This window comes from Paraburkholderia sp. BL21I4N1, assembly GCF_002973525.1.
Classification (GTDB): domain Bacteria; phylum Pseudomonadota; class Gammaproteobacteria; order Burkholderiales; family Burkholderiaceae; genus Paraburkholderia.
The window spans coordinates 16,737-36,719 of the sequence record NZ_PVEN01000002.1 but is presented as its reverse complement, the minus strand read 5'-3'; the positions used below and the strand labels follow the sequence as shown (position 1 = coordinate 36,719).

General features: G+C 63.7%; 17 protein-coding genes and 1 pseudogene. 3 read left to right on the top strand and 15 right to left on the bottom strand.

Going from position 1 to position 19,983, the window contains the following annotated elements; genetic code table 11:
• Nucleotides 1–93 precede the first annotated feature (93 nt).
• The 4 genes from B0G83_RS06480 to B0G83_RS06465 form a co-directional block, all read right to left on the bottom strand.
• Nucleotides 94–1,668: a hypothetical protein gene (locus B0G83_RS06480; RefSeq protein WP_105506648.1), complete on the bottom strand. Its 1,575-nt coding sequence runs from the start codon at nt 1,666–1,668 to the stop codon at nt 94–96.
• Nucleotides 1,669–2,388: a hypothetical protein gene (locus B0G83_RS06475; RefSeq protein WP_105506647.1), complete on the bottom strand. Its 720-nt coding sequence runs from the start codon at nt 2,386–2,388 to the stop codon at nt 1,669–1,671.
• Nucleotides 2,389–2,575: 187 nt separating this feature from the next.
• Nucleotides 2,576–2,950: a VOC family protein gene (locus B0G83_RS06470; RefSeq protein ID WP_105506646.1), complete on the bottom strand. Its 375-nt coding sequence runs from the start codon at nt 2,948–2,950 to the stop codon at nt 2,576–2,578.
• Between the two features lie 187 nt (nt 2,951–3,137).
• On the bottom strand, nt 3,138–3,641 hold the full coding sequence (locus B0G83_RS06465) for a hypothetical protein (RefSeq protein WP_105506645.1): 504 nt from the start codon (nt 3,639–3,641) through the stop codon (nt 3,138–3,140).
• A gap of 132 nt (nt 3,642–3,773) precedes the next feature.
• Here B0G83_RS06465 and B0G83_RS06460 point away from each other — a divergent pair, with 132 nt between their 5' ends.
• Nucleotides 3,774–4,712 (top strand): LysR family transcriptional regulator, encoded by a 939-nt coding sequence (locus tag B0G83_RS06460; protein WP_105506644.1) that lies wholly within the window; start codon nt 3,774–3,776, stop codon nt 4,710–4,712.
• 143 nt (nt 4,713–4,855) lie between these two features.
• Here B0G83_RS06460 and B0G83_RS06455 read toward each other — a convergent pair whose 3' ends face one another.
• From B0G83_RS06455 to B0G83_RS06420, 8 genes and pseudogenes are all read right to left on the bottom strand, one after another.
• Entirely contained in the window at nt 4,856–5,569 is a 714-nt protein-coding gene (locus B0G83_RS06455) for an ABC transporter ATP-binding protein (RefSeq protein WP_105506643.1), read from the bottom strand.
• The gene (locus B0G83_RS06450; RefSeq protein WP_258167758.1) at nt 5,566–6,408 is read right to left on the bottom strand and encodes an ABC transporter ATP-binding protein; all 843 of its coding nucleotides are present in this window, start codon (nt 6,406–6,408) and stop codon (nt 5,566–5,568) included. The genes B0G83_RS06455 and B0G83_RS06450 overlap by 4 nt, the downstream gene beginning before the upstream one ends.
• Nucleotides 6,405–7,640, bottom strand: a complete 1,236-nt coding sequence (locus B0G83_RS06445) for a branched-chain amino acid ABC transporter permease (protein ID WP_258167757.1) — start codon at nt 7,638–7,640, stop codon at nt 6,405–6,407. Before B0G83_RS06445 ends, B0G83_RS06450 begins: the two co-directional genes overlap by 4 nt.
• Nucleotide 7,641: 1 nt before the next feature.
• Nucleotides 7,642–8,580 carry a branched-chain amino acid ABC transporter permease gene (locus B0G83_RS06440; protein ID WP_105506641.1) on the bottom strand — a complete coding sequence of 313 codons (939 nt, stop codon included), beginning with the start codon at nt 8,578–8,580 and terminating at the stop codon, nt 7,642–7,644.
• 4 nt (nt 8,581–8,584) lie between these two features.
• On the bottom strand, nt 8,585–9,034 hold the full coding sequence (locus B0G83_RS06435; RefSeq protein WP_105506640.1) for a thioesterase family protein: 450 nt from the start codon (nt 9,032–9,034) through the stop codon (nt 8,585–8,587).
• A gap of 56 nt (nt 9,035–9,090) precedes the next feature.
• Nucleotides 9,091–9,621 (bottom strand): NUDIX domain-containing protein, encoded by a 531-nt coding sequence (locus B0G83_RS06430; protein WP_105506639.1) that lies wholly within the window; start codon nt 9,619–9,621, stop codon nt 9,091–9,093.
• Nucleotides 9,622–9,698: 77 nt separating this feature from the next.
• Nucleotides 9,699–10,291 (bottom strand): annotated as a pseudogene (locus B0G83_RS06425) (beta-eliminating lyase-related protein); the annotation flags it as partial.
• A gap of 160 nt (nt 10,292–10,451) precedes the next feature.
• On the bottom strand, nt 10,452–11,873 hold the full coding sequence (locus B0G83_RS06420; RefSeq protein ID WP_258167756.1) for a YbfB/YjiJ family MFS transporter: 1,422 nt from the start codon (nt 11,871–11,873) through the stop codon (nt 10,452–10,454).
• A 119-nt stretch (nt 11,874–11,992) separates the two neighbouring features.
• Between B0G83_RS06420 and B0G83_RS06415 the strand changes: the two genes are divergently transcribed.
• A complete protein-coding gene (locus tag B0G83_RS06415) occupies nt 11,993–12,907 on the top strand; it encodes a LysR family transcriptional regulator (protein ID WP_105506638.1) in 915 nt (304 codons plus the stop codon).
• A 222-nt stretch (nt 12,908–13,129) separates the two neighbouring features.
• Here B0G83_RS06415 and alaS read toward each other — a convergent pair whose 3' ends face one another.
• Nucleotides 13,130–15,754, bottom strand: a complete 2,625-nt coding sequence (gene alaS / locus B0G83_RS06410) for an alanine--tRNA ligase (RefSeq protein WP_105506637.1) — start codon at nt 15,752–15,754, stop codon at nt 13,130–13,132.
• Nucleotides 15,755–16,057: 303 nt separating this feature from the next.
• Here alaS and B0G83_RS06405 point away from each other — a divergent pair, with 303 nt between their 5' ends.
• Entirely contained in the window at nt 16,058–17,278 is a 1,221-nt protein-coding gene (locus tag B0G83_RS06405; protein ID WP_105506636.1) for a CaiB/BaiF CoA-transferase family protein, read from the top strand.
• Nucleotides 17,279–17,320: 42 nt separating this feature from the next.
• Here B0G83_RS06405 and B0G83_RS06400 read toward each other — a convergent pair whose 3' ends face one another.
• Complete coding sequence (locus B0G83_RS06400) at nt 17,321–17,881, bottom strand: alpha/beta hydrolase (RefSeq protein WP_105506635.1); 561 nt, start codon at nt 17,879–17,881, stop codon at nt 17,321–17,323.
• Nucleotides 17,882–17,952: 71 nt separating this feature from the next.
• A complete protein-coding gene (ggt, locus tag B0G83_RS06395) occupies nt 17,953–19,704 on the bottom strand; it encodes a gamma-glutamyltransferase (RefSeq protein ID WP_105506634.1) in 1,752 nt (583 codons plus the stop codon).
• Between the last annotated feature and the right edge of the window lie 279 nt (nt 19,705–19,983).

Sequence of the window (19,983 nt, the reverse complement as noted above, 5' to 3'; positions counted from 1 at the left end):
GATACGGAAATACCGCTCCTGAACCTGTGTCGAAGTATTGCGGTAAGCGGCCCGCAAGACAGGCCGCTCGATAAAAGCCGCTATCATCACTTATTAGGACTGACTCTGGGTTTGTTCGCTTTTGGCTTCACGTGGATCGGGCTTGATAAAGCCCAGTTCCTTGAGCGCATTGGTGAACAGACATGGGGGGTGGAAATCGTTCTGGCCGGGAATGCAACTGCCGCAGCCCCGTTTGATATTGAGCTTGCATTTGCCGCCCGCGAAATCCAGATGATCCATGCCGGGCAATGTCGGATGCGCGCGAGGACAAAAAATGACGTCACTGTCGGCAAAGACTTGTTGCGCGATTTCGGAAACGAACAATTGCTTTCCCCAAGCATTTTTGACTGGCTCGGGAATGCCAATAAATTTCACCCCTCCATTCAATACTTCAACGCGCGGTAAAGCCATTCGTGCTGCAGTCATAAATAGATCGGTTGAATCGTAAAACGATTTATTTCCATTTTCAATTCGACTCTTCAACAACGGCACGGTGATGTGATGAGCGCAAAAACTCTCCCATATTTTTGGAGCCATAAAAAGTGAATTACTTCCTTCCACTGTATCCCAATCGCCACCTGCCGACAATCTTTCCAGAATATTGGCATAAATTTTGTCAATGGACTCGGGATATTCGATTTCTGCTTTTTCTAGGCTGATGGGATCGGCCTGTTCCAATGCACGAACCAAGCTATATCCAGGAAACTGCACCTTGATCATCGTATCTTTATCTGAAACATCCTCAACAGAAAAAAAAGTGGACGACAGTGCGATATCGGAAAGCTTGACCACGGTCTCTCTGGCGAATTGAGCGATTCCTTTCGATCGTAGATATTTGCTTATCAGAAAATCGGTCGCCATGTAAATATCGGTACGACTCGCGACTTCGTCGATATCTGATTCCGGTGTGCCGACGCGCACCTTACGTGGCGGTCCGTATTTAACAAATAACTCGGCAGATAATTCTGGAAAAAGTGCTTCGGTCACGGACCGCGCCATCGAATGCGCAATGCCTTCAACGAGTGCCTCATAACCCAATGGTATCAACACGCTTATTGGCCGTGAGCTGCCTGTCTCTTGCGGCAAATCAATCGAGAGAGGAAATGCCGGAATCTTGGGGTCGCCATGCCCGCCGACGGTTTCCACCGGAACATCCAACCATGGCAAATCGGTATGCCCGTCTACCGCGATTTTCGAATAAGGCGCAAGGAACATGTCGTTGGCAACGCGGTACGACCTTGCGTAGCGACGCAACTTCCGTATGACATCCGGGCAGTTCGGATCAGATGCCGCTTTCGATAGCGGTAGCGTCCAAAGAGCGCCTGTCGTCTTTAGGTGGTAGCCAGCTTCCATGAAACGTCTCGACGCCACCATGCGCTCGGAAAACAGCGAAAGACCGGCAATGGTTCCAAACGAGTGCAAGAAATGGAGGCGTTCGTGAATGATCGAATTGGCTTCAAGCAGGAGTTCAAAGATTCGAGCCTGATCACCGCCGTATGAGTCGATCAACGCTGGATTCCGATAGAGTTCCAGCGCCTCGTCATTGGAAGTGGCCGCTATGATGGCGTGACCGTAGTGAAACGACCCGATTACGCGACTGTCCGACTGGGAGAAGAGACCGGTGTCCATTTAGAGCTTGATCTCCCAGAGGTTGGCCGGGTGAGCGTAATGGTTGCTTTGGCCACCCCACGAGGTGCAAAGTATTACCCTGCGTTGTTCAAGCGACTGAAGCGCATTAGCCACCGCCTGAGAAGGCAGGCCGGTTTCAGCTTCGATCTGTAAATTTGTCGACTGCTTATTGCCTTTCGTTTTAAGAACGCCCAAAGACCGGATGATCGCAATGGCATCATCGTCCTGGGGGGAACGCAAAGCAGAAAGACTGCTCCAGAGACCTCTGAATACCGTATAGGCGTCGCTTGCATTGCTGAACGACAGTTGGCCGGAGGCCGTTGCCGCGATCAAGCCAAATATCGCGAACAAACTCTGTTCGGCGGCGTTCGAAAAGCTGAACGACACGACTGCGACGCCCGCGTTGCCAGCCCTCCCACCGTTGTAGATGATGCTGTGAAGCGGCGCCGCCGCGCGCGTGGCGGGATCCCGTACACTGACTTTTCCGGCCACCGACTCGCCTTTAAGAATATCGCAAAGCAGACCCTGCAGTGCTTCAAAATCGGCCTCGGGTATATCGTCAATGATCTCGTGAACCAGTGATTCATCGAGACGCGCGTCGCGCAGGCAAAAGGGTACAACTTGATTGCTGAGGAATATGGACATTGGCTCCAACTCGCTTTTCTGTGAATTATCTTCCGTGGCCCCCTTTCCGCCGGCGACGCAGCTTTTCCGCGCCATTTCTTTTAGGCTCGTCCCAACATTTATGCAAAACGCATTAAAATTCGCCTCACGGGGGAGAGGGGTGAAGCAGTGTAATTCATTCACAATTACGTATTGGGGGCAACGCATCAAAACGTCTTTCCATGACGCGCCATTGCAACGGAGCCGGGGTTATTCAGATGGACATTTTTTAGCGGTCCCGGCTTCAAGCCTCGGCCTGGTGACAAACCACCTCGATATTGTGCCCGTCCGGAGCAATCACAAAGGCGGCATAGTAGTTCGCGTGATAGCGCGGACGCAGACCGGGCGCGCCATTATCTTTACCGCCCGCTTCCAGCGCCCCGCGATAGAAAGCGTCGACTTGCCGGCGGTTATCGGCCGTGAACGCCAGGTGAAGATGCGCCGGCTTCTCCTCGGTCTGGAACAGGCACAACGATGCCTTTCCCGGCGGGCTGAGTTCGACACCGTATGCCGGCGCCCCCTCCGAAACAACCGCTACGCCGATCGGTTCGAGTGCCTTGACGAAGAACGCCTTGCTCGCTGCATAGTCGCTGACACCGAATTTAACGTGGTCGAACATGAGTGCTCCTGAGGTGTGGAGGCCGACGCCAGGCCAGACGTGATTTGAAAATCATCGCGATGTTGCCACACGCACTCACCTGCCACCACCCGTGCCAATCCGGGTATCAATTCCACACGATGCTGGCATGGTCAGACCGAGGCGCGGACATGAAGTCATGTCTCTTCAATCATGACCCAAGCCAACTTCAAAAACTCCGCACCACCTTCGGCTGCGACCGCAGCAGCAGATAAAACGCGGCGACATGCGTGATCATCAGCAGCGGCACATAGATAATCGGAATCGCGTACATCGCACCCAACTCACCGGCGTGCGCCGGAAGACCGGCCTGAATCGCACGGTAATAGTCGAGGATCAGATCCGTCACGCCAACAACATTAAACGCCACGACGAACAACCAGAACAGCGCGGCTCTGCGTGCCGTCAATAACGCCAGCATCGCCAGCACGCCCGTTGCGAAGTCGCCGTAAGCGGCGGACACGGCGAAACTCGCAGGCAGATGCGGGCCGACCACGCCCGGCAGAATAAACGCCAGCCCAAAAAAACGGAAACTGTGGAAGGTGGCGATAGCGCGTTGCGCATCGAAAGCGTCCATCGATTTGAGCCTCGGCCAGACGTACACGCGGAAACAAAGCAGCCCGGCGACATACCCCAGCGCGAGATGCAACGGGAAGAGAATTTCCGGTGGCATGAAGCCTCCTGTCAGGTGTTGTCCGGCGCGTTGAAGGACACGAAAGAGGCCGGCCGGCACGACTTCTCATCCGCAGACACAGGTGTACCATGGCCTCTCTCGACCGACTATTCATCACAATGTTGACGGGCTATGAAGCAGAACTTCACAGTCAGACAAGGCGCGCTCGATGGTGTGGAGGTATTCCTGAGCGTCGCCCAGCATCGCAGCTTTCGCCGGGCCGCCGCGGAGCTCGGGGTGACGCCCTCGGCCGTTAGCCAGACGGTGCGTGTGCTTGAGGCGCGCATCGGCGCAGCGCTCTTCATCCGCACCACGCGCAGTGTCGGCCTGACCGAGGCCGGCGAGCGGTTTCTGGCGCACGCCAAGCCCGCTTTCGAAGAGCTCGTTGCCGCGAGCGAGGTGGCGCGCGGATTCGGTCAGCGGCCTACCGGACTGTTGCGGCTTTCCGTGCCGCGCGCGGTGTTGCCCATCTTGCTCGAACCGCTGATCGCGTCTTTCTGCCAGGCGTATCCCGAGGTCGAAGTGGAGATTGCCGCCAACAAGGAACTGATCGATCTTGCCGCGGAAGGATTCGACGCCGGGATCCGGATGGGTCAGTTCCTCGACGCCGACATGGTCGCCGTGCCGTTGACGCCGCCGCTTCGTCTTGTCGTCGTCGGCAGCCCCGATTACCTCGCGGCGCACGGCGCGCCGCAACACACCGACGATCTACGCCAGCACGCCTGTTTGCGGTGGCGGCAATCCAGCGGCGCGCTCGCGCTCTGGTCCTTCAACGACCACGGCCAGACGATCGAGATCGCCGTATCCGGCCCGCTCATCGCCAATGATTTTCCGACCATGCTGGGCGGTGCGATCGAAGGCATGGGCCTTGCCCAGCTACCCGAGCCGATGGCCGCCGAACGATTGCGAACCGGCCAACTCGTGCAGGTGCTGGCGCAATTCGCGCCGGTGACACCGGGCGTGTTTCTCTACTATCCCAGCCGCCGGCAGATCATGCCGAAGCTGCGCGCGTTCATCGATCATGTGAAGAGCCGCCCGGCAGCTCAGGGCAAAGTGCCAGCGACAGGATGACCCTCGATCGGATTGAGAATGACGGCGGGCGAAGAGACAAGGCGTGTCCGCGGAATTTTCATTGCGGCGAGTACGGCGCTGCCATTTGAATCCGATGGCTCGTGCTTTGAAACGACCGCCGCCAGGCTGACGCGGGCGCTCGTTCAACCCACGCCGAGCCATTCCTGCATGACATCGGCGCGCGTCAAAAAAGAATCGAGCGACGCATCGAACACGATCTCCCCATGCCCCATGACGGCCACGCGGCTAGCGATATCGCGCGCGATCACGAGCCGCTGCTCGATCAGCAACATCGCCACGCCGCGCTCGCGCAATCTGCGCAGACACGCGGCGACCTGACCCATCACGAGGCTCGCCAGCCCTTCGCCGGGTTCGTCGATCAGCAGCAGATCGGGATCGCCGAGCAGCGCGCGAGCCAGCGTCAGCATCTGCTGCTCACCGCCCGACAGCGCGCCAGCGCGTGTGCGCCGGCGTTCGCGCAGCACGGGGAACAGTTCGTAGGCATCGTCGAAGGTGAAACGCGGCGTGCGATTGCGCATGCGCGGCGCCACGCCGAGTTGCAGATTCTCGTGGACGCTCAACGTGGGAAAGACGTCGCGATGTTCCGGCACGTAACCGAGCCCCAGACGCGCAATCTCGAAGGTCCGCAAGCCGTCGAGCGAGCGGCCCGCGAAACTGGCCTCGCCCTCGCTGCGCACGAGGCCCATCAGCGCGCGGGCCAGCGTCGAGCGCCCCGAGCCGTTACGGCCGACCAGCGCGAGTACCTCGCCCGCCTCGACGCGCAGCGTGACGCCGTGCAGCGCCTGGCTGGCGCCATACCACGCGTTGAGTCTACGGATGTCGAGCAAGGCGGTCATGCGCCAGGGCCTTTGGTGAGGGGATGGCCGTTGCCGTTGCCGTTGCCGTTGCCGTTGCCGTTGCCGTTGCCGTTGCCGTTGCCAGTGCCGTTAGCCGCCCCATCGCCCAGATAAACAGCACGCACCGTCGCATCCGAGCGAATCGCCGCCGGCGTGCCGCTCGCGATGACACGCCCTTGCACCAGCACCGAAATACGATCCGCGATAGCGAACACCGCGTCCATGTCGTGTTCGACCATCAACAGCGTGCGGCCGGCGGTGGTTTCGCGAATCAGCTCGATCGCGCGCGCGGCTTCCGCGCGGTTCATGCCGGCGGTCGGCTCGTCGAGCAGCAAGGTGTGCGCGCCGCCCGCGAGCGCAATGCCGAGGTCGAGCGCACGTTGCCCCGCATAGCTGAGCGTGCCGGCTTGCACATGCCGATGAGCGCTCAGACCGACGGCGTCGAGCACCTGTTCGGCGCGGGTGTCGACGGTGCGCGAGCCGGTGAGGCGCTGCCACCAGCGCGTGCGGTCGCGTTCGGCGAGTTGCGCCGCGCAGCGCAGATTGTCGAACACGCTCAGCCGCGCGAACACGCTCGTGGTCTGGAAGCTGCGCGCGAGACCACGTCGAGCGATCGCGGCCGGCGCGAGGCGCGTGATCTCAGCACCGAACAGATCGATGCGGCCGGCGTTCGGCCGTGCGTCGCCGGCGATCAGATTGAAGAGCGTCGACTTGCCCGCGCCGTTCGGACCGATCAGCGCGTGGCGTTCGCCGGGCTGAATCGCGAGGTCGACGCCGCGCAGAATTTGCGTGGCGCCGAAGCGCTTCGTCACGCCGTACAGTGCGAGTGCGGGAATCATCGCGCCTCTCCGATGACACGCATCTCGGCCGCCGGCCTCGCGAGACGTGCCTGCGCACGAATCGCGTAACGCGCCGCGATGGCGCCCGGCACGGCCAGCATCGACAGCACGACGCCAAGCCGGAACGGCGACGAAACCACCGGCAGCCACAAGCCCGCGACATTCGACACCGCCCCGTCATCCGCACCGAATTGCACGGCATACGCCCATTGCACCGCGAGCACGATTGCCGCGATCCATAACAACGCGGCAATCACGCCCCACGCGTAGGCCGCGCGGCACGCACGCCAACCGTGCGTCGCGATCCGCGTCGTGTGTCGCTGCGCGAAGCCGGCGAGACCATCCGGCGACATCACCACGATCACGACAAACAACAGCCCCAGATAGAACAGCCACGCCCGCGTAACGCTCGCCACCACGACGCTGAAAAAGGTCAGCACGACCGCACCCGCTACCGGTCCGAAGAACGCTGCCGTACCGCCGATCACCGTGGCGATCAGCACCGCGCCCGAGCGCAGCATACCGACGCTTTCCGTCGATACCAGTTCGACGTTGATCAGGCTCAGCGTCCCCGCGATGCCCGCGAAAAACGCCGACAGCACCACCACGCCGTAACGGACGCGACGCGGATAACAGCCGATCGCGGCAGCACGCGCCGGATTATCGCGCACGGCGTTAGCGAGCCGCATGAACGGCGTGCGTGACAATGCAAACATCGCGGCGCACGCCAGACAACACCAGATGGCGATCAGCGCGTAGGCTTCGCGCGCCGGGCCGAAGCTCCAGCTTCCCAGCAACGGGCCGCTCGCACGGTCGATCGCCACGCCCGCTTCGCCGCCGAACCAGTCGGGCAGCGTCCACGCGGCCGCCGCCACGAGTTCGCCGAGGCCGAGCGTGATCATCGCGAAGGCCGTGCCCGCGCGGCGTGTCGACACGAAACCGACCAGCATCCCGCACAGCGCGCCGCCGATACCGCCGATCAACGGCAGCAGCACGAGCGGCACGCCCAGCGCATTGAACACGTGCGCGGCGATCAACGCGCCGAGACCGGAGTACGCGGCCTGACCGAACGACAGCAATCCGGTTGCGCCGAGCAGCAGGTTGTAGGAGAGCGCGAACACGATCATCGTCGCGGTCTGCGCAAGATAGGCGAGCAGCCAGCTTTGCGGCCAGACGAATGGCGGAATGGCCAGCAGCAGGATGAGCGCTAGCCAGGGTGCCGATTTCCGCATTTCACGCATGATCGTCACGCCGTCCAATCATCCCGCGCGGGCGCAACGCCAGCATTGCGACAAGTAGCAGATACGGAATCAGCGGCGCGAGTTGCGCGAGCGTCAGCGCTTCCCATTGCGGCGGCAACGACGCGCCGACCACCGACAGCGCATCGCCCAACGACACATCGGTGGCCACGGCGAAAGTCTGCACACAGCCCACCAGCAGCGATGCCGCCAGCGCCCCGCTCAACGAGCCCAGGCCGCCGATCACGACCACCACGAACACGATCGAGCCGAGCGATTCCGCCATCGACGGTTCGATCACGAACAGCGGCGCGCCGATCACGCCGGCCAGCGCGGCGAGCGCCGTGCCGGCCGCGAACACGCCGGTGAACACGCGCGGCACGTTGTGACCGAGCGCTTCGACGGCGTTCGCGTGCGTGAGTGCGGCGCGCACGATCAACCCCGCCTTCGACACGCGCAGCACCGCATAAAGCACGGCGAGCATGGCCAGCGACACCACCATCATGAACGCCCGGTAACGCGCGAACGCGGCGCCGTAGACGGTGAACAAGGGACCATCGAGGACCGCCGGCACCGTCGCGGAAAGCGGGCTCAGTCCCCAGCCGAGCTTGACCAGTTCACCAAGCAGATACGCCGCGCCAAAGGTCAGCAGCAACTCCGCGAGATGGCCGTGGCCACGCACGCGGCGCAACAGCCAACGCTCCAGCGCCGCGCCGATCAGACCGACGATGAGCGGCGCGATCACCAGCGCGCTCCAGAACCCGGCGCGCGCCGCCACCGAGAAACCGACGTAAGCGCCAAGCATGTAGAAACTCGCGTGCGCGAAATTCAGCACGCCGAGCATGCTGAAAATCAGCGTCAATCCGGCCGACAGCATGAACAGCAGCAAGCCGTAACTGACGCCGTTGAGCAGATTGATGACGAGCGACTGCACGCGCCTAATCCGCCTGCGCCGCGACGCTCAACGGCGCGAGCGCCGCGCGCAAGTCGGCGGGCAGCGTGACCGGACGGCGCGTGACACGATCCACATAGACATGCACGAAATGGCCTTGCGCGGCGGGCTCCGCCTCGCCCTCCTTGAAGAGTCCGACTTCGTAACGCACGCTCGACGTGCCGAGCCGCACCACTCGCAAGCCCGCGTCGACCCGCTCGGGAAACACCAGCGGCGCGAAGTAGTTGCAATGCGTTTCGACCACCAGCCCGATCGTCGCGCCATGCTCGAAATCCAGCACGCCCGCGCGGATCAGATACTCGTTCACGACGGTGTCGAAGTAGCTGTAGTAGACGACGTTGTTCACGTGACCGTAGACGTCGTTGTCCATCCAGCGCGTGGTGATCGGCAGGAAATGCGGGTAGGCGCTGCGCGCGGCGGGAGCGGGTTTGTTCATCGTGGCGTGCGGGTGGTTGATTGATTAACGATGTCTCTGCGTCTTGCGGCCGTGGTTCACTGCCCCGGCTTTTCTACAAACTCGAACGGCAGGCCGCGCCGCCGCATCCATTCGCCGAGCGCCTGGCCGGTGCCCGCGCGCCACGGCCGCAATTTCGCCGGTTCGACCAGCCGGTATTCGAGCAATTCCGGCGACAGCGCAACCGTGCCGTACGCCTTCACGTGATACGCAATGATCAACTCGTTCTTGCGGATGAATTCGTACACGCCGATCAACTCGACCGTTTCCGCGTGCAGCGAAGTCTCCTCGAGTACTTCACGGGCGATGCCCTCCTCCGGCGTCTCGCCGTTTTCGAGGAAGCCGGTAATCAGCGCGAACATGCCCTCCGGCCACGCGGCGTTGCGCGCCAGCAGAATCTTGCCTTCATATTCCACGATCGCCGCCACCACCGGCAGCGGGTTGTTCCAGTGGACGTAGCCGCACTCCACATCGGGACAGGTCTGGCGGATACGACCGCCCTCGTGTTCAGGGTCGGCGCGCTCGGTCAACGGCGTGGCGCAGCGTGGACAAAATCGGTAATCGGTCATGGGTGAGGGACGTCTCGTTTGTTTTGTAGCGGTTTATGTCTTGCGTGTTTCGGGTTGGTGCGGATGGGTATGCGCGGCCTGGCTGGAAGCCGTTCTGACTGCGCGAACACCGCATTCGATTCTCGCGGAAACATGATGCTCACGCCGGGAATTTCCTGCAACCGCGTTTGCTGTAATTCGAGCATCGCATTGGCGTGGCGCGCGTGGCGCAACCCGACGTCGTTATCGAAGAAGCCTAGCGAAGGCGCCACGTAATCTCCGACGGATGCACGCCCAGCGCGGCCGCCGCGTTCGCGAAACGCGCGCCGGCGTCCGGTGTGCATTTGCCGCCGATGCCCGGCGCGGTCGGCGCGGTCGGCGCGGTCGGCGGTTTCGAGCCGCCCAGGAAGAACGCCGGGCCGCCGCATTCGTCGGTTTCGATGTGCGCGAGTTCATGGCAGATCGCCGGGTGATACGACTGGCACGGCGACGCGAGCGCCCGCGAATCGGCCGCCGTGCCGTTGAACACTTTGCGGTCGGTCGGGAACAGTTCGCTCAAACGATCGCAGACCGCGTTGATCGAGGAGTCCTCGCCGTAGGCCGGTTCGTGGCCGCTGTGGTTGGCGGCGATCAGCGCGTCGAGCGCTCCGGGGCGGATGCCGGCGTAGGTGTCGGACGCGAGGTGTTGCATGGCTAACGACGCGCGCGGCGATAGGCGCGTTGGGATGACGGGGAAGCGGTCATTTTAGTGTGCCGAGGGAATTTGGTCTTTCGGCAGGGCGGCAAGTTGCTTGTTGTTCGCGCCGCCCCTGGAGGCGGGCCGTCTGTCTTTTGGCCGCCCTCTCACGCCATCACGAGCATCCGCAATCGGGCATGCGACTGCGGCCGTGCGGCCAGTGCGCCACCGCGATCAGACCGACCGCGCCGAGCAACAAGGCGCCCGCCGCCAACCACAAGGCCAATGAAAACGAGCCGGTGTGCCCGGCGATCGGCGCGGCCACCAACGGACCGATGATCTGACCGATGCCGTACGCGGCTGTCGCGTAGCCCATCAAGCCTGCGGCATGGTCGCCGCGCAAGTGCCGCGCTTCGCGCATCGCGAACAGCGTGATGGCGGTGAACGGCAGGCCGATCAGGATACTGCCGAGCGAGAAGCCGCCGGCGGTCGGCCACACGATGCCGAGCGCGATGCCGACGGCCTGCAGGATGTAGCAGCCCGCGAGCAAGGTGCGGTTGTCCCAGTGCAGCGGCAAGCGCGCCGCCAGCAAGGCACCGACGATCAATGCCAGACCGAACATCGGCCAGAACAGGTCGGGCCATGACGAGCCCGGCAACGCGTGACGCGCGATCACGGGAAGGAAGGTCGCGGTGATGATGTAGCCGAAGCCGGGCACGCCGTAGAGAAGGACGAGCCAGAAGGCGTCGGCGCGGTGTGGGACGCGGGTGGACAGGGGGTGGGTTGTCGCGTGTTGAGTTGCTGCGTGTTGAGTTGCTGCGTGCGGGGTTGCTGCGTGCTGGGTTGTTGCGCGCTGGGTTGTTGCGCGCTGGGTTGCCGCGTGCTGGGTTGCCGCGTGCTGGGGTGCTGCCTGCTGCGTCCCGGCATGCGCCACCGAACCCGGCCGCGGACTCGCATTCACCGCCCCGCCGCCCGACGCACCGCCAAACACCGACCACACCACCGCCGACAAAACCGCCGCAATCAACCCGAACCCGATCCATCCCACCGTGGGTCCAAACCCGCCCGCGGCGCTGACCAGCAAACCGGTGCCCGCGATCCCCACGCCCGGCCCCGTATAAATCACCCCGCCCCACCCATGCGCGCCGAGCTCGTGCAGCCGCCGCAGCCCCCATTGCGAAGCGAAAACGAACGTCCACGCACTCACCGCGCCGGCGATGAAGCGCACCAACGCCCACACCCAGAACTGACTCGTGACGCCCATCGCCAGCGTCAACAGTACCGTCAGCACGAGCCCCGCCCGCACCATGTGCGCCGCGTCAACCCGCCGCAGCGCCGCGCACGCCAACGCGCCCACGAAATAACCCGCATAGTTAAACGACGCCAGCCAGCCACCATGCTGGATATCGATCTGCGGCTGACCGTACGCGCTGCCGTGGAGCATCAACGGCAACAACGGCGTGAAGGCGAACCGCCCTATGCCGAGCGCGACGGCCAGCGTCACCATGCAGGCCAGCGCCGCGCGACGGGCGGCATGATTTTCGGCGGCGCGGCCAGGCGCGTCGGAAGGATCGGAGGCGAGTTGGTTCGCGAGCATGTCGGTAGACGGTGACCGGTTCGCGGCCACCATTTCAGGTTGGATTCACTGCATATTAGCTTGACCTTTCAATCATTAAAAATGAATAATTACGATATCAATCATCGCCAGGAGAGATCATGGATCTGGCCGCTTTGACCATATTTCGGGCTGTCGTGCGAGAAAACGGCGTGACGCGCGCCGCTGCCAAGCTCAATCGCGTGCAATCGAACGTGACCACGCGCATCAAGCAGCTAGAAGAGCAACTGGGCACCGACCTGTTCATCCGCGACGGCCGCCGGCTTGTGCTCACGCCGGCCGGCGAGACGCTGCTGCCCTACGCGGAACGCCTGCTCGCCCTCGCCGACGAGGCGCGTCATGCGGTGCGGGAAGATCGTCCAAGCGGGCGTCTGCGTCTGGGCACGATGGAAAGCGTCGCGGCCACCCGTCTGCCCGGATTGCTCGCGCGTTATCACACGCAATGGCCCGACGTGGCGCTGGAACTGGAAACCGGCACGACCGGCAAGCTGATCGAGCGCGTGCGTGAGTTCGAAGTGGACGCGGCGCTCGTCGCGGAGCCGCTCGATCCGGCCGCGCTCGGCGAATTGTTCGAGACGGTGCCGGTGTTCACCGAAGAGCTGGTGATGCTGACGCCGCGTGAGCATCGGCAGATTCGGGAAGTGCGAGATATCGCGCTGTCGACGCTGGTCGCGTTCGAGCATGGCTGCGCTTACCGCGCTTACATCGAGAAGTGGTATCTGGAGCACGGCGTGCGGCCGGCGCGCGTGCTGGAGCTGGGCTCCTATCACGCGATCGTCGCGTGCGTGGCGGCCGGTGCGGGTGTGGCGGTCGCGCCGCGGTCGGTGTTGGACCTGCTGGCCGATTCCAGCAATATCGCGGTTCACCCGCTGCCGGAAATCGAGCCGATCGAGACGCTACTGGTGTGGCGTCGCGGGCATTTTTCGTCCGCGCTCAACGCGCTGAAGAAGACACTGACGGCGAAGGACGGAGAGGTGGAGTCTGCGGCGGATGCTGCTGCGCCAGCGGCAGTCTGACCGCTTGTGCCGGCGGCAGCATGATTGTGTGCGCCGGCGACCGAGAAGGCCGCTAACGCAAGCGCCCTCAATGGCAGAAGACGCGCGGCGTTTCGCACGGTGAACCATGGACCGCCCGCCGTACAGTGCTCGCGCTGAAACGCCAGTACAAAAAACTTAGGCCACGCGGCACGCCGATACCCCGGCGCCCCGCGTGGCCCGCATGGCTCAATCAAACGCCAATCAAAGCTGCGTTTCGACCCAACTCTTTACGCCAGCCAGTGCGGCAGGCAGGTTTGCCGGTTCGGTACCGCCAGCCTGAGCCATATCCGGCCGGCCGCCGCCCTTGCCGCCGACCTGCTGCGCGACAAAGTTCACCAGCTCGCCCGCCTTGACCTTCTTGCTGGCGTCGGACGTCACGCCAGCAATCAGGCTGACCTTGCCGCCCTCGACGGAAGCCAGCACGATCGCCGCGCTCTTCAGCTTGTCCTTCAGCTTGTCCACCGTCTCGCGCAGCGTCTTGACGTCCGCGCCTTCCAGCGTGGCCGCGAGCACATGCACGCCGGCGATTTCGATGGCCTGACCGGCGAGTTCGTCGCCTTGGCTCGACGCCATCTTCGACTTCAGCGCGCTCAATTCCTTCTCGAGCGACTTCACCTGATCCTGCACCTGCGTGATGCGCTGCGTCAGTTCCGACGGCTGCGCCTTCAGCACCGCCGCCGCCGCGTTGATGCGCGCGTCGAGGTCCTGCACGAAGCGCACCGCGTTGTCGCCGGTGATCGCTTCCACGCGACGGATACCCGCCGCCACGCCACCTTCCATCACGATCTTGAAGAAGCCGATGTCGCCGGTGCGATGCACGTGCGTACCGCCGCACAATTCACGCGAGAAGCCGAGGTCGAGCACGCGCACTTCGTCGCCGTACTTTTCGCCGAACAGCGCCATCGCGCCACCCTTCACCGCTTCGTCGTACGGCATGAGTTGCACGATGCCGGGCGCGTTGGCCAGCACTTCGGCGTTGACGATCGCTTCGACCTGACGGATCTGGTCGTCGGTCATGGGCGCGTTGTGTGCAAAGTCGAAACGGGTCTTCTCCGCGTCGACCAGCGAGCCCTTCTGCTGCACGTGCGAACCGAGCACTTCGCGCAGCGCCTTGTGCATCAAGTGCGTGGCCGAGTGGTTGCGTTCGGTGCGGGCACGACGCACCGCGTCTATCTCCGCCTTGACCACGTCGCCGACCTTCAGCGTGCCCTGCTCGAGCGTGCCGTGATGCCCGACCACGTCGGCCTGCACCTTCAGCGTGTCGGCCACCGCGAAGCGCACGCTGGCGTTGGCCAGCACGCCCTGGTCGCCGACCTGGCCGCCCGACTCCGCGTAGAACGGCGTGTGGTCGAGCACCACCACAGCCTGCTGGCCGTGTTCGACTGCCTGCACCGACGCGCCGTCGACATACAGCGCGATCACCTTGGCGTCGTCGAAAACGACTTCTTCGTAACCGTGGAATGTGGTCTTCGCGCCCGAGTATTCGAGGCCTTGCGCCATCTTGAACTTGCCCGCCGCGCGCGCCTGTTCGCGCTGACGCGCCATGGCTTCGTCGAAGGCCGCTTCGTCGACCGTGACTTCACGTTCGCGGCAGACGTCCGCCGTTAGATCCAGCGGGAAGCCGTACGTGTCGTGCAGCTTGAACGCGAGTTCGCCGTCGAGCGTCTTGCCGCCCTTCGCCTCGAGGTCGGCCAGCGCGCTTTCGAGAATCGACATGCCGTGTTCGATGGTCTCGAAGAAGCGTTCTTCTTCCTGGCGCAACACGTCGGTCACGCGTTGTTCCGCTTCCTTCAGCTCCGGATACGCCTCGCCCATTTGCGCGACGAGGTCCGGCACCATGCGATGGAAGAACGACCCCTTCTTGCCCAGCTTGTAGCCGTGACGGATCGCCCGGCGCACGATACGGCGCAGCACGTAGCCGCGGCCTTCGTTGCCCGGAATCACGCCGTCGACGATCAGGAACGAACACGCGCGGATGTGATCGGCGATCACCTTCAGCGAATTGTTGGTCAGATCGGTCACGCCCGTTTCGCGGCCGGCGGCCTTGATCAGCGCCTGGAACAGGTCGATCTCGTAGTTGCTGTGCACGTGCTGCAGCACGGCGGCAATCCGCTCCAGGCCCATGCCGGTGTCGACGCATTGCTTGGGCAGCGGCGTCATGTTGCCTTGCGCGTCTCGGCTGAACTGCATGAACACGAGGTTCCACACCTCGATGTAGCGGTCGCCGTCTTCTTCAGGCGATCCCGGCGGGCCGCCCCACACGTCCGGGCCGTGGTCGTAGAAGATTTCCGAGCACGGGCCGCACGGGCCGACGTCGGCCATTTGCCAGAAGTTGTCCGACGCGTAGCGCGCGCCCTTGTTGTCGCCGATGCGGATGATGCGCTCGACCGGCACGCCCACTTCTTTCGCCCAGATGTCGTGTGCTTCGTCGTCTTCGTGATAGACGGTGACCCACAGCTTGTCTTTCGGCAACTGGTAGACGCCCGTCAGCAATTCCCACGCATAGTGGACCGCGTCGCGCTTGAAGTAGTCGCCGAACGAGAAGTTGCCCAGCATTTCAAAGAACGTGTGGTGACGCGCGGTGTAACCGACGTTTTCCAGGTCGTTATGCTTGCCGCCCGCGCGCACGCTGCGCTGCGAGGTCGTGGCACGCGAATACGGACGCGATTCGGCGCCGAGGAACACATCTTTGAACTGCACCATTCCCGAATTGGTAAAGAGCAGCGTCGGGTCGTTGCCGGGCACAAGGCTCGACGAGCGAACGATCGTATGGCCCTTCGATTCGAAGAACTTGAGGAATTTCTCGCGGATTTCGGCGGCTTTCATAGCGTGCGGGGGACGGGTTTGCCAGTTCCCTGGCTGTTACCGGCGGCATCGTGGGATGCGCCAACTGTTTGTTTCTTAACCGACCGATTATACGGGATCGGCGCCCTTGCGCGACGGGCCGTGCGCCAGTTGGCCGTTCGGCCAGGTTTGAACGGGCAGCGCGAGACACGCGGGCGCAAACGGCTTGCTCGATTCGTCCTATGCCGTTCGGCCGACTGCGGCGGCGCGCGGGAATCGCTTAAGATTGCCTCCATCCGCGGCGCCTTGCGCGCCGCTTCGGCTACCTAGGAGACATCGAACAACATGGGCGCTCTCAGTCATATCCGCGTGCTGGACCTCACCCGTGTGCTCGCCGGGCCGTGGTGCGCGCAGACGCTTGCCGATTTCGGCGCCGACGTGATCAAGATCGAACGTCCCGAGGTCGGCGACGACACGCGGCATTGGGGCCCTCCGTACTTGAAAACGCCGGATGGCGCCGACACGCGCGAAGCCGCGTACTACCTCGCGGCCAACCGCAACAAGCGCTCGGTCACCGTCGACATCGCCTCGCCCGAAGGCCAGCGGATCATCCGCGAACTGGCCGCGCAAAGCGACGTGGTGCTGGAAAACTACAAGGTCGGCCAGTTGCGGAAGTACGGTCTGGACTACGAGTCGCTCAAGGCAGTGAAGCCGGATCTGATCTACTGCTCGGTGACGGGCTTCGGGCAGACCGGGCCATATGCGCAACGCGCGGGCTACGACTTCATCGTGCAGGGCATCGGCGGCTTCATGAGCATTACCGGCGAGCGCGACGGCCAGCCGGGCGGCGGTCCGCAAAAGGCCGGCGTCGCGATCGCCGACCTCATGACCGGCATGTATTCGACCGTCGCCGTGCTGACCGCGCTCACGCATCGCGATCGCACGGGTGAAGGTCAATACATCGACATGGCGCTGCTCGACGTGCAGGTGGCCATGCTCGCCAACATGAATTCGAACTTCCTCGCCAGCGGCCAGCCGCCGGTGCGCTGGGGCAACGCGCATCCGAACATCGTGCCCTACCAGACCTTCCAGACCCGCGACGGCTGGATCATCGTCGCGGTCGGCAACGACGGGCAGTTCCGCAAGTTCGTCGAAGCGGGCGGCCGCCCGGAACTGGCCGACGACGAGCGCTTCGCCACCAACCCGGCCCGCGTGCGTCAGCGCGAAACGCTGGCGCCGATTCTTGCCGACATGGTGCGGCTACAGGGCAAACATCAGTGGATCGCCGCGCTGGAAGCCGCCGGTGTGCCATGCGGGCCGATCAACGATCTTGGCGAAGTCTTCGAGAATGAGCAGGTGGTGGCGCGCGGCATGCGGGTCGATCTGCCGCATCCTTCGGCCGGCGCGGTCAAGCTGGTGCGCAATCCAATCAGGATGAGCGGCACGCCGCCCGAAGCGTTGACGGCCCCGCCCACCTTGGGTGAGCACACGGAGAGCATCCTTCGCGACGTGCTGGGTTATGACGAGGCGAGGATCGCGGCGTTGCGCAAGCAATCGGTGATTTGAGGCACGAACGGGTGCCGGAAGTGTCCCGCCAGAGCGTGCTGTTTAGCCCTCTTCGCCGAACGAGCGCAACCAGCGCCGCCCTTCATCCCAATCGCCGAGTCCGCTATCGGCATTGATATGACCGCGCGGGCCGATGCCGATCCAGCGGCTGCCCCAGCCGCTCGCGCAGGTCTGTGAGAACGGCTCGCCGCCGTACGGATCGTCGCTGCTCGCCACGACAATGCTGGCAAATGGCAAGCGCGTGAGCGGAACCGGTGCGAAACCGCTGGCGTCGCGCGGAAAATGACTGCCGGCAGGATCGGGCACGGCCACCAGCAACGCGCCCGCCACCTTCGCGAGTTGCGCGGCGCTCGCATACTGCGTGGCCCAGAACGCGGTCGTCAAGCAGCCGAGACTATGCGCGGCGAACGTCACGGGCGCGTCGGCGGCGCTCACTGCGGCGTCGAGCGTGCGGCACCACGCGTCGCGCGAGGGGTGATCCCAGTCGGGCATCCGCACGCGCGTGAAAGCCGGATCGAGCGCCTCCCAGCGGGTTTGCCAATGGCCTGCGCCGGAGCCCTGATAGCCGGGCAGTACGAGAATGTCGAGTTGTTGTCCGCTCATGCGTTCGGTGTGGTTGCTGGTTGATACGTTGATTCGCCGATTCGTCGGTCGCCGATCGCGAAACCCCCGCCTCACCGTATCACACGCCCCACCCCCACGCCACGCGGGTCCGCAGCCGGCTCGGGCGTCGTGCCTTGCACGCGAATCATCTGCACGTCGCCGTTGAACGACTGGCCTTCGAGCGTGTAGCCCTTCGCTTGCAGTTGCTCGGCCAGTTCACCCGTGATCGGACGATACGGCTCGAAATAGATCGTCTTCCGCGGCAACAACTGGTGATGAAAACGCATCGCGGCGAGTGCGTCCGTCGGCGTCATGCTGAAGTCGACCAGGTCTGTCATCACCTGGAAAATCGTGGTCAGAATCCGCGAGCCGCCCGGCGTGCCGATCACGAGCGCGATCTTGCCGTCCTTCAGCAGCAGCGTCGGCGTCATCGACGAAAGCGGGCGACGGCCCGGCGCCACCGTGTTGACTTCAACGCTGCTCGCGCCGGACGGCGCCGCGCTGGCCGGCTTGGTGACGAAATCGTCCATGGCGTCGTTCAGCAGGAAACCGCCGCCGTCCACCACCACGCCCGAGCCGAAATCGCCGTTCAGCGTGTAGGTGTTCGACACGGCATTGCCCCACTTGTCGACCACCGAGAAATGCGTGGTTTGGGCCTTTTCCGGCAACGCCTCGCCAAGCCCGGGTTTGACCGGCGTGGCGCCCGGCACCTCGTCAGGCGTGACTTCGTCGGCGCGTTGCGCGAGGTAGGCGTCGTCGGTCAGCCTGTCGACCGGCACCTTGTACGAATCCGGATCGCTCAGGTATTGCTGGCGGTCGGCGAATACGCGGTCCTCGATCTGCGCGATCAGGTGGATGTACGGCGCCGAATTCAATTCAAGGCCGTCGAAAGCCTGCTTCAGATCGGCCTTCATCTTCAGCATCTGAATCAGCCCGACGCCACCCGAACTCGGCGGCGGCGCGGTAACGACCTGGTAGCCGTTCCAGTCGGCGGTGAGCGGCTGGCGCCACACGGCCTTGTACTGGTTCAGGTCCGCCTTCGTGACGAGCCCATGGCCATACATCTGCTGCGCGATCAGATCGGCGGTGCGGCCTTCGTAGAATTCGCGGCCGCCGTCGCCGGCAATGCGCGACAGGGTTTGCGCCAGTTCGGGCTGGCGATACGTCGCGCCCGCTTTGAGATTCGAGAAGTAAGCGTCGAAATTGGTCTTGCCGGCGAAGTTTTTCGCCGCCGTGTCGTGGCGCTGCTGCAGCCACGGCTCGACCACGAAACCGTCCGTGGCGTAACGGATCGCGGGCGCCAGCACCTGTTTCCACTTCAGTTTGCCGAAACGCTGCTGCGCCTCCCACATACCTTCGACGGTGCCCGGCACCCCCACCGCCCGATGCCCGACCACGCTCATGCCCGGCACCAGGTTGCCCTTGTCGTCGAGGTACATGTCGCGGGTCGCCTGCTGCGGGGCGCGCTCGCGGTAGTCGAGAAAGTACGGCTTGCCGTCCATCAACACGGTCATGAAGCCGCCACCGCCGATGTTGCCGGCATCCGGACGGGTCACGGCCAGCGTGAAGGCCATCGCGACTGCCGCGTCGACCGCATTGCCGCCCGCGGCGAAGATCTGCTGCGCGGCATCCGCGCTATAACGATCCGGCGCCGCCACCGCGGAAGCATCGAGCACGGCTTTGGGCGGCGGCGTTTTCGCGAGCGCAGCGACCGGCGCGAGGCTCGCCGTGACGAACGCGAGCAGGGCTGAAACCGTCACGATCCGGGCGAGAGAAACAGAAACGAAAGGCGCGCGACGCGCGTCGTGGGTCGGGACAGACATCCGAGATACTCCGGGAACGATGGGCGCCAGCGACGCCCGAGCAGTGCAAGCTCAGGCAAGGCGGCAGAGCGGCAAGGCATGAGGGGGCGTGCGGCCGGCGCGGACAGCGGCTTCGGCCGCTCAGGTTGACTGACGCATCGCATTGGCCAAGGCCTCGGCCGCCCCATTGGCCAGGAGCCAACCGTGGACAAACCACGCCGCTCGCATCCTAAGTCGCCGCCCTGCCCGCCAACAAACCGTTTTACCTCCTGTTACAGCACCTTAAACGCAGCTTGCGGC

Coding starts and splice junctions, on each gene's coding strand:
- B0G83_RS06480 (WP_105506648.1), bottom strand. CDS start 1,668: ATGGACACCGGTCTCTTCTCCCAGTCGGACAGTCGCGTAATCGGGTCG.
- B0G83_RS06475 (WP_105506647.1), bottom strand. CDS start 2,388: ATGGCGCGGAAAAGCTGCGTCGCCGGCGGAAAGGGGGCCACGGAAGAT.
- B0G83_RS06470 (WP_105506646.1), bottom strand. CDS start 2,950: ATGTTCGACCACGTTAAATTCGGTGTCAGCGACTATGCAGCGAGCAAG.
- B0G83_RS06465 (WP_105506645.1), bottom strand. CDS start 3,641: ATGCCACCGGAAATTCTCTTCCCGTTGCATCTCGCGCTGGGGTATGTC.
- B0G83_RS06460 (WP_105506644.1), top strand. CDS start 3,774: ATGAAGCAGAACTTCACAGTCAGACAAGGCGCGCTCGATGGTGTGGAG.
- B0G83_RS06455 (WP_105506643.1), bottom strand. CDS start 5,569: ATGACCGCCTTGCTCGACATCCGTAGACTCAACGCGTGGTATGGCGCC.
- B0G83_RS06450 (WP_258167758.1), bottom strand. CDS start 6,408: ATGATTCCCGCACTCGCACTGTACGGCGTGACGAAGCGCTTCGGCGCC.
- B0G83_RS06445 (WP_258167757.1), bottom strand. CDS start 7,640: ATGCGGAAATCGGCACCCTGGCTAGCGCTCATCCTGCTGCTGGCCATT.
- B0G83_RS06435 (WP_105506640.1), bottom strand. CDS start 9,034: ATGAACAAACCCGCTCCCGCCGCGCGCAGCGCCTACCCGCATTTCCTG.
- B0G83_RS06430 (WP_105506639.1), bottom strand. CDS start 9,621: ATGACCGATTACCGATTTTGTCCACGCTGCGCCACGCCGTTGACCGAG.
- B0G83_RS06420 (WP_258167756.1), bottom strand. CDS start 11,873: ATGCTCGCGAACCAACTCGCCTCCGATCCTTCCGACGCGCCTGGCCGC.
- B0G83_RS06415 (WP_105506638.1), top strand. CDS start 11,993: ATGGATCTGGCCGCTTTGACCATATTTCGGGCTGTCGTGCGAGAAAAC.
- alaS (WP_105506637.1), bottom strand. CDS start 15,754: ATGAAAGCCGCCGAAATCCGCGAGAAATTCCTCAAGTTCTTCGAATCG.
- B0G83_RS06405 (WP_105506636.1), top strand. CDS start 16,058: ATGGGCGCTCTCAGTCATATCCGCGTGCTGGACCTCACCCGTGTGCTC.
- B0G83_RS06400 (WP_105506635.1), bottom strand. CDS start 17,881: ATGAGCGGACAACAACTCGACATTCTCGTACTGCCCGGCTATCAGGGC.
- ggt (WP_105506634.1), bottom strand. CDS start 19,704: ATGTCTGTCCCGACCCACGACGCGCGTCGCGCGCCTTTCGTTTCTGTT.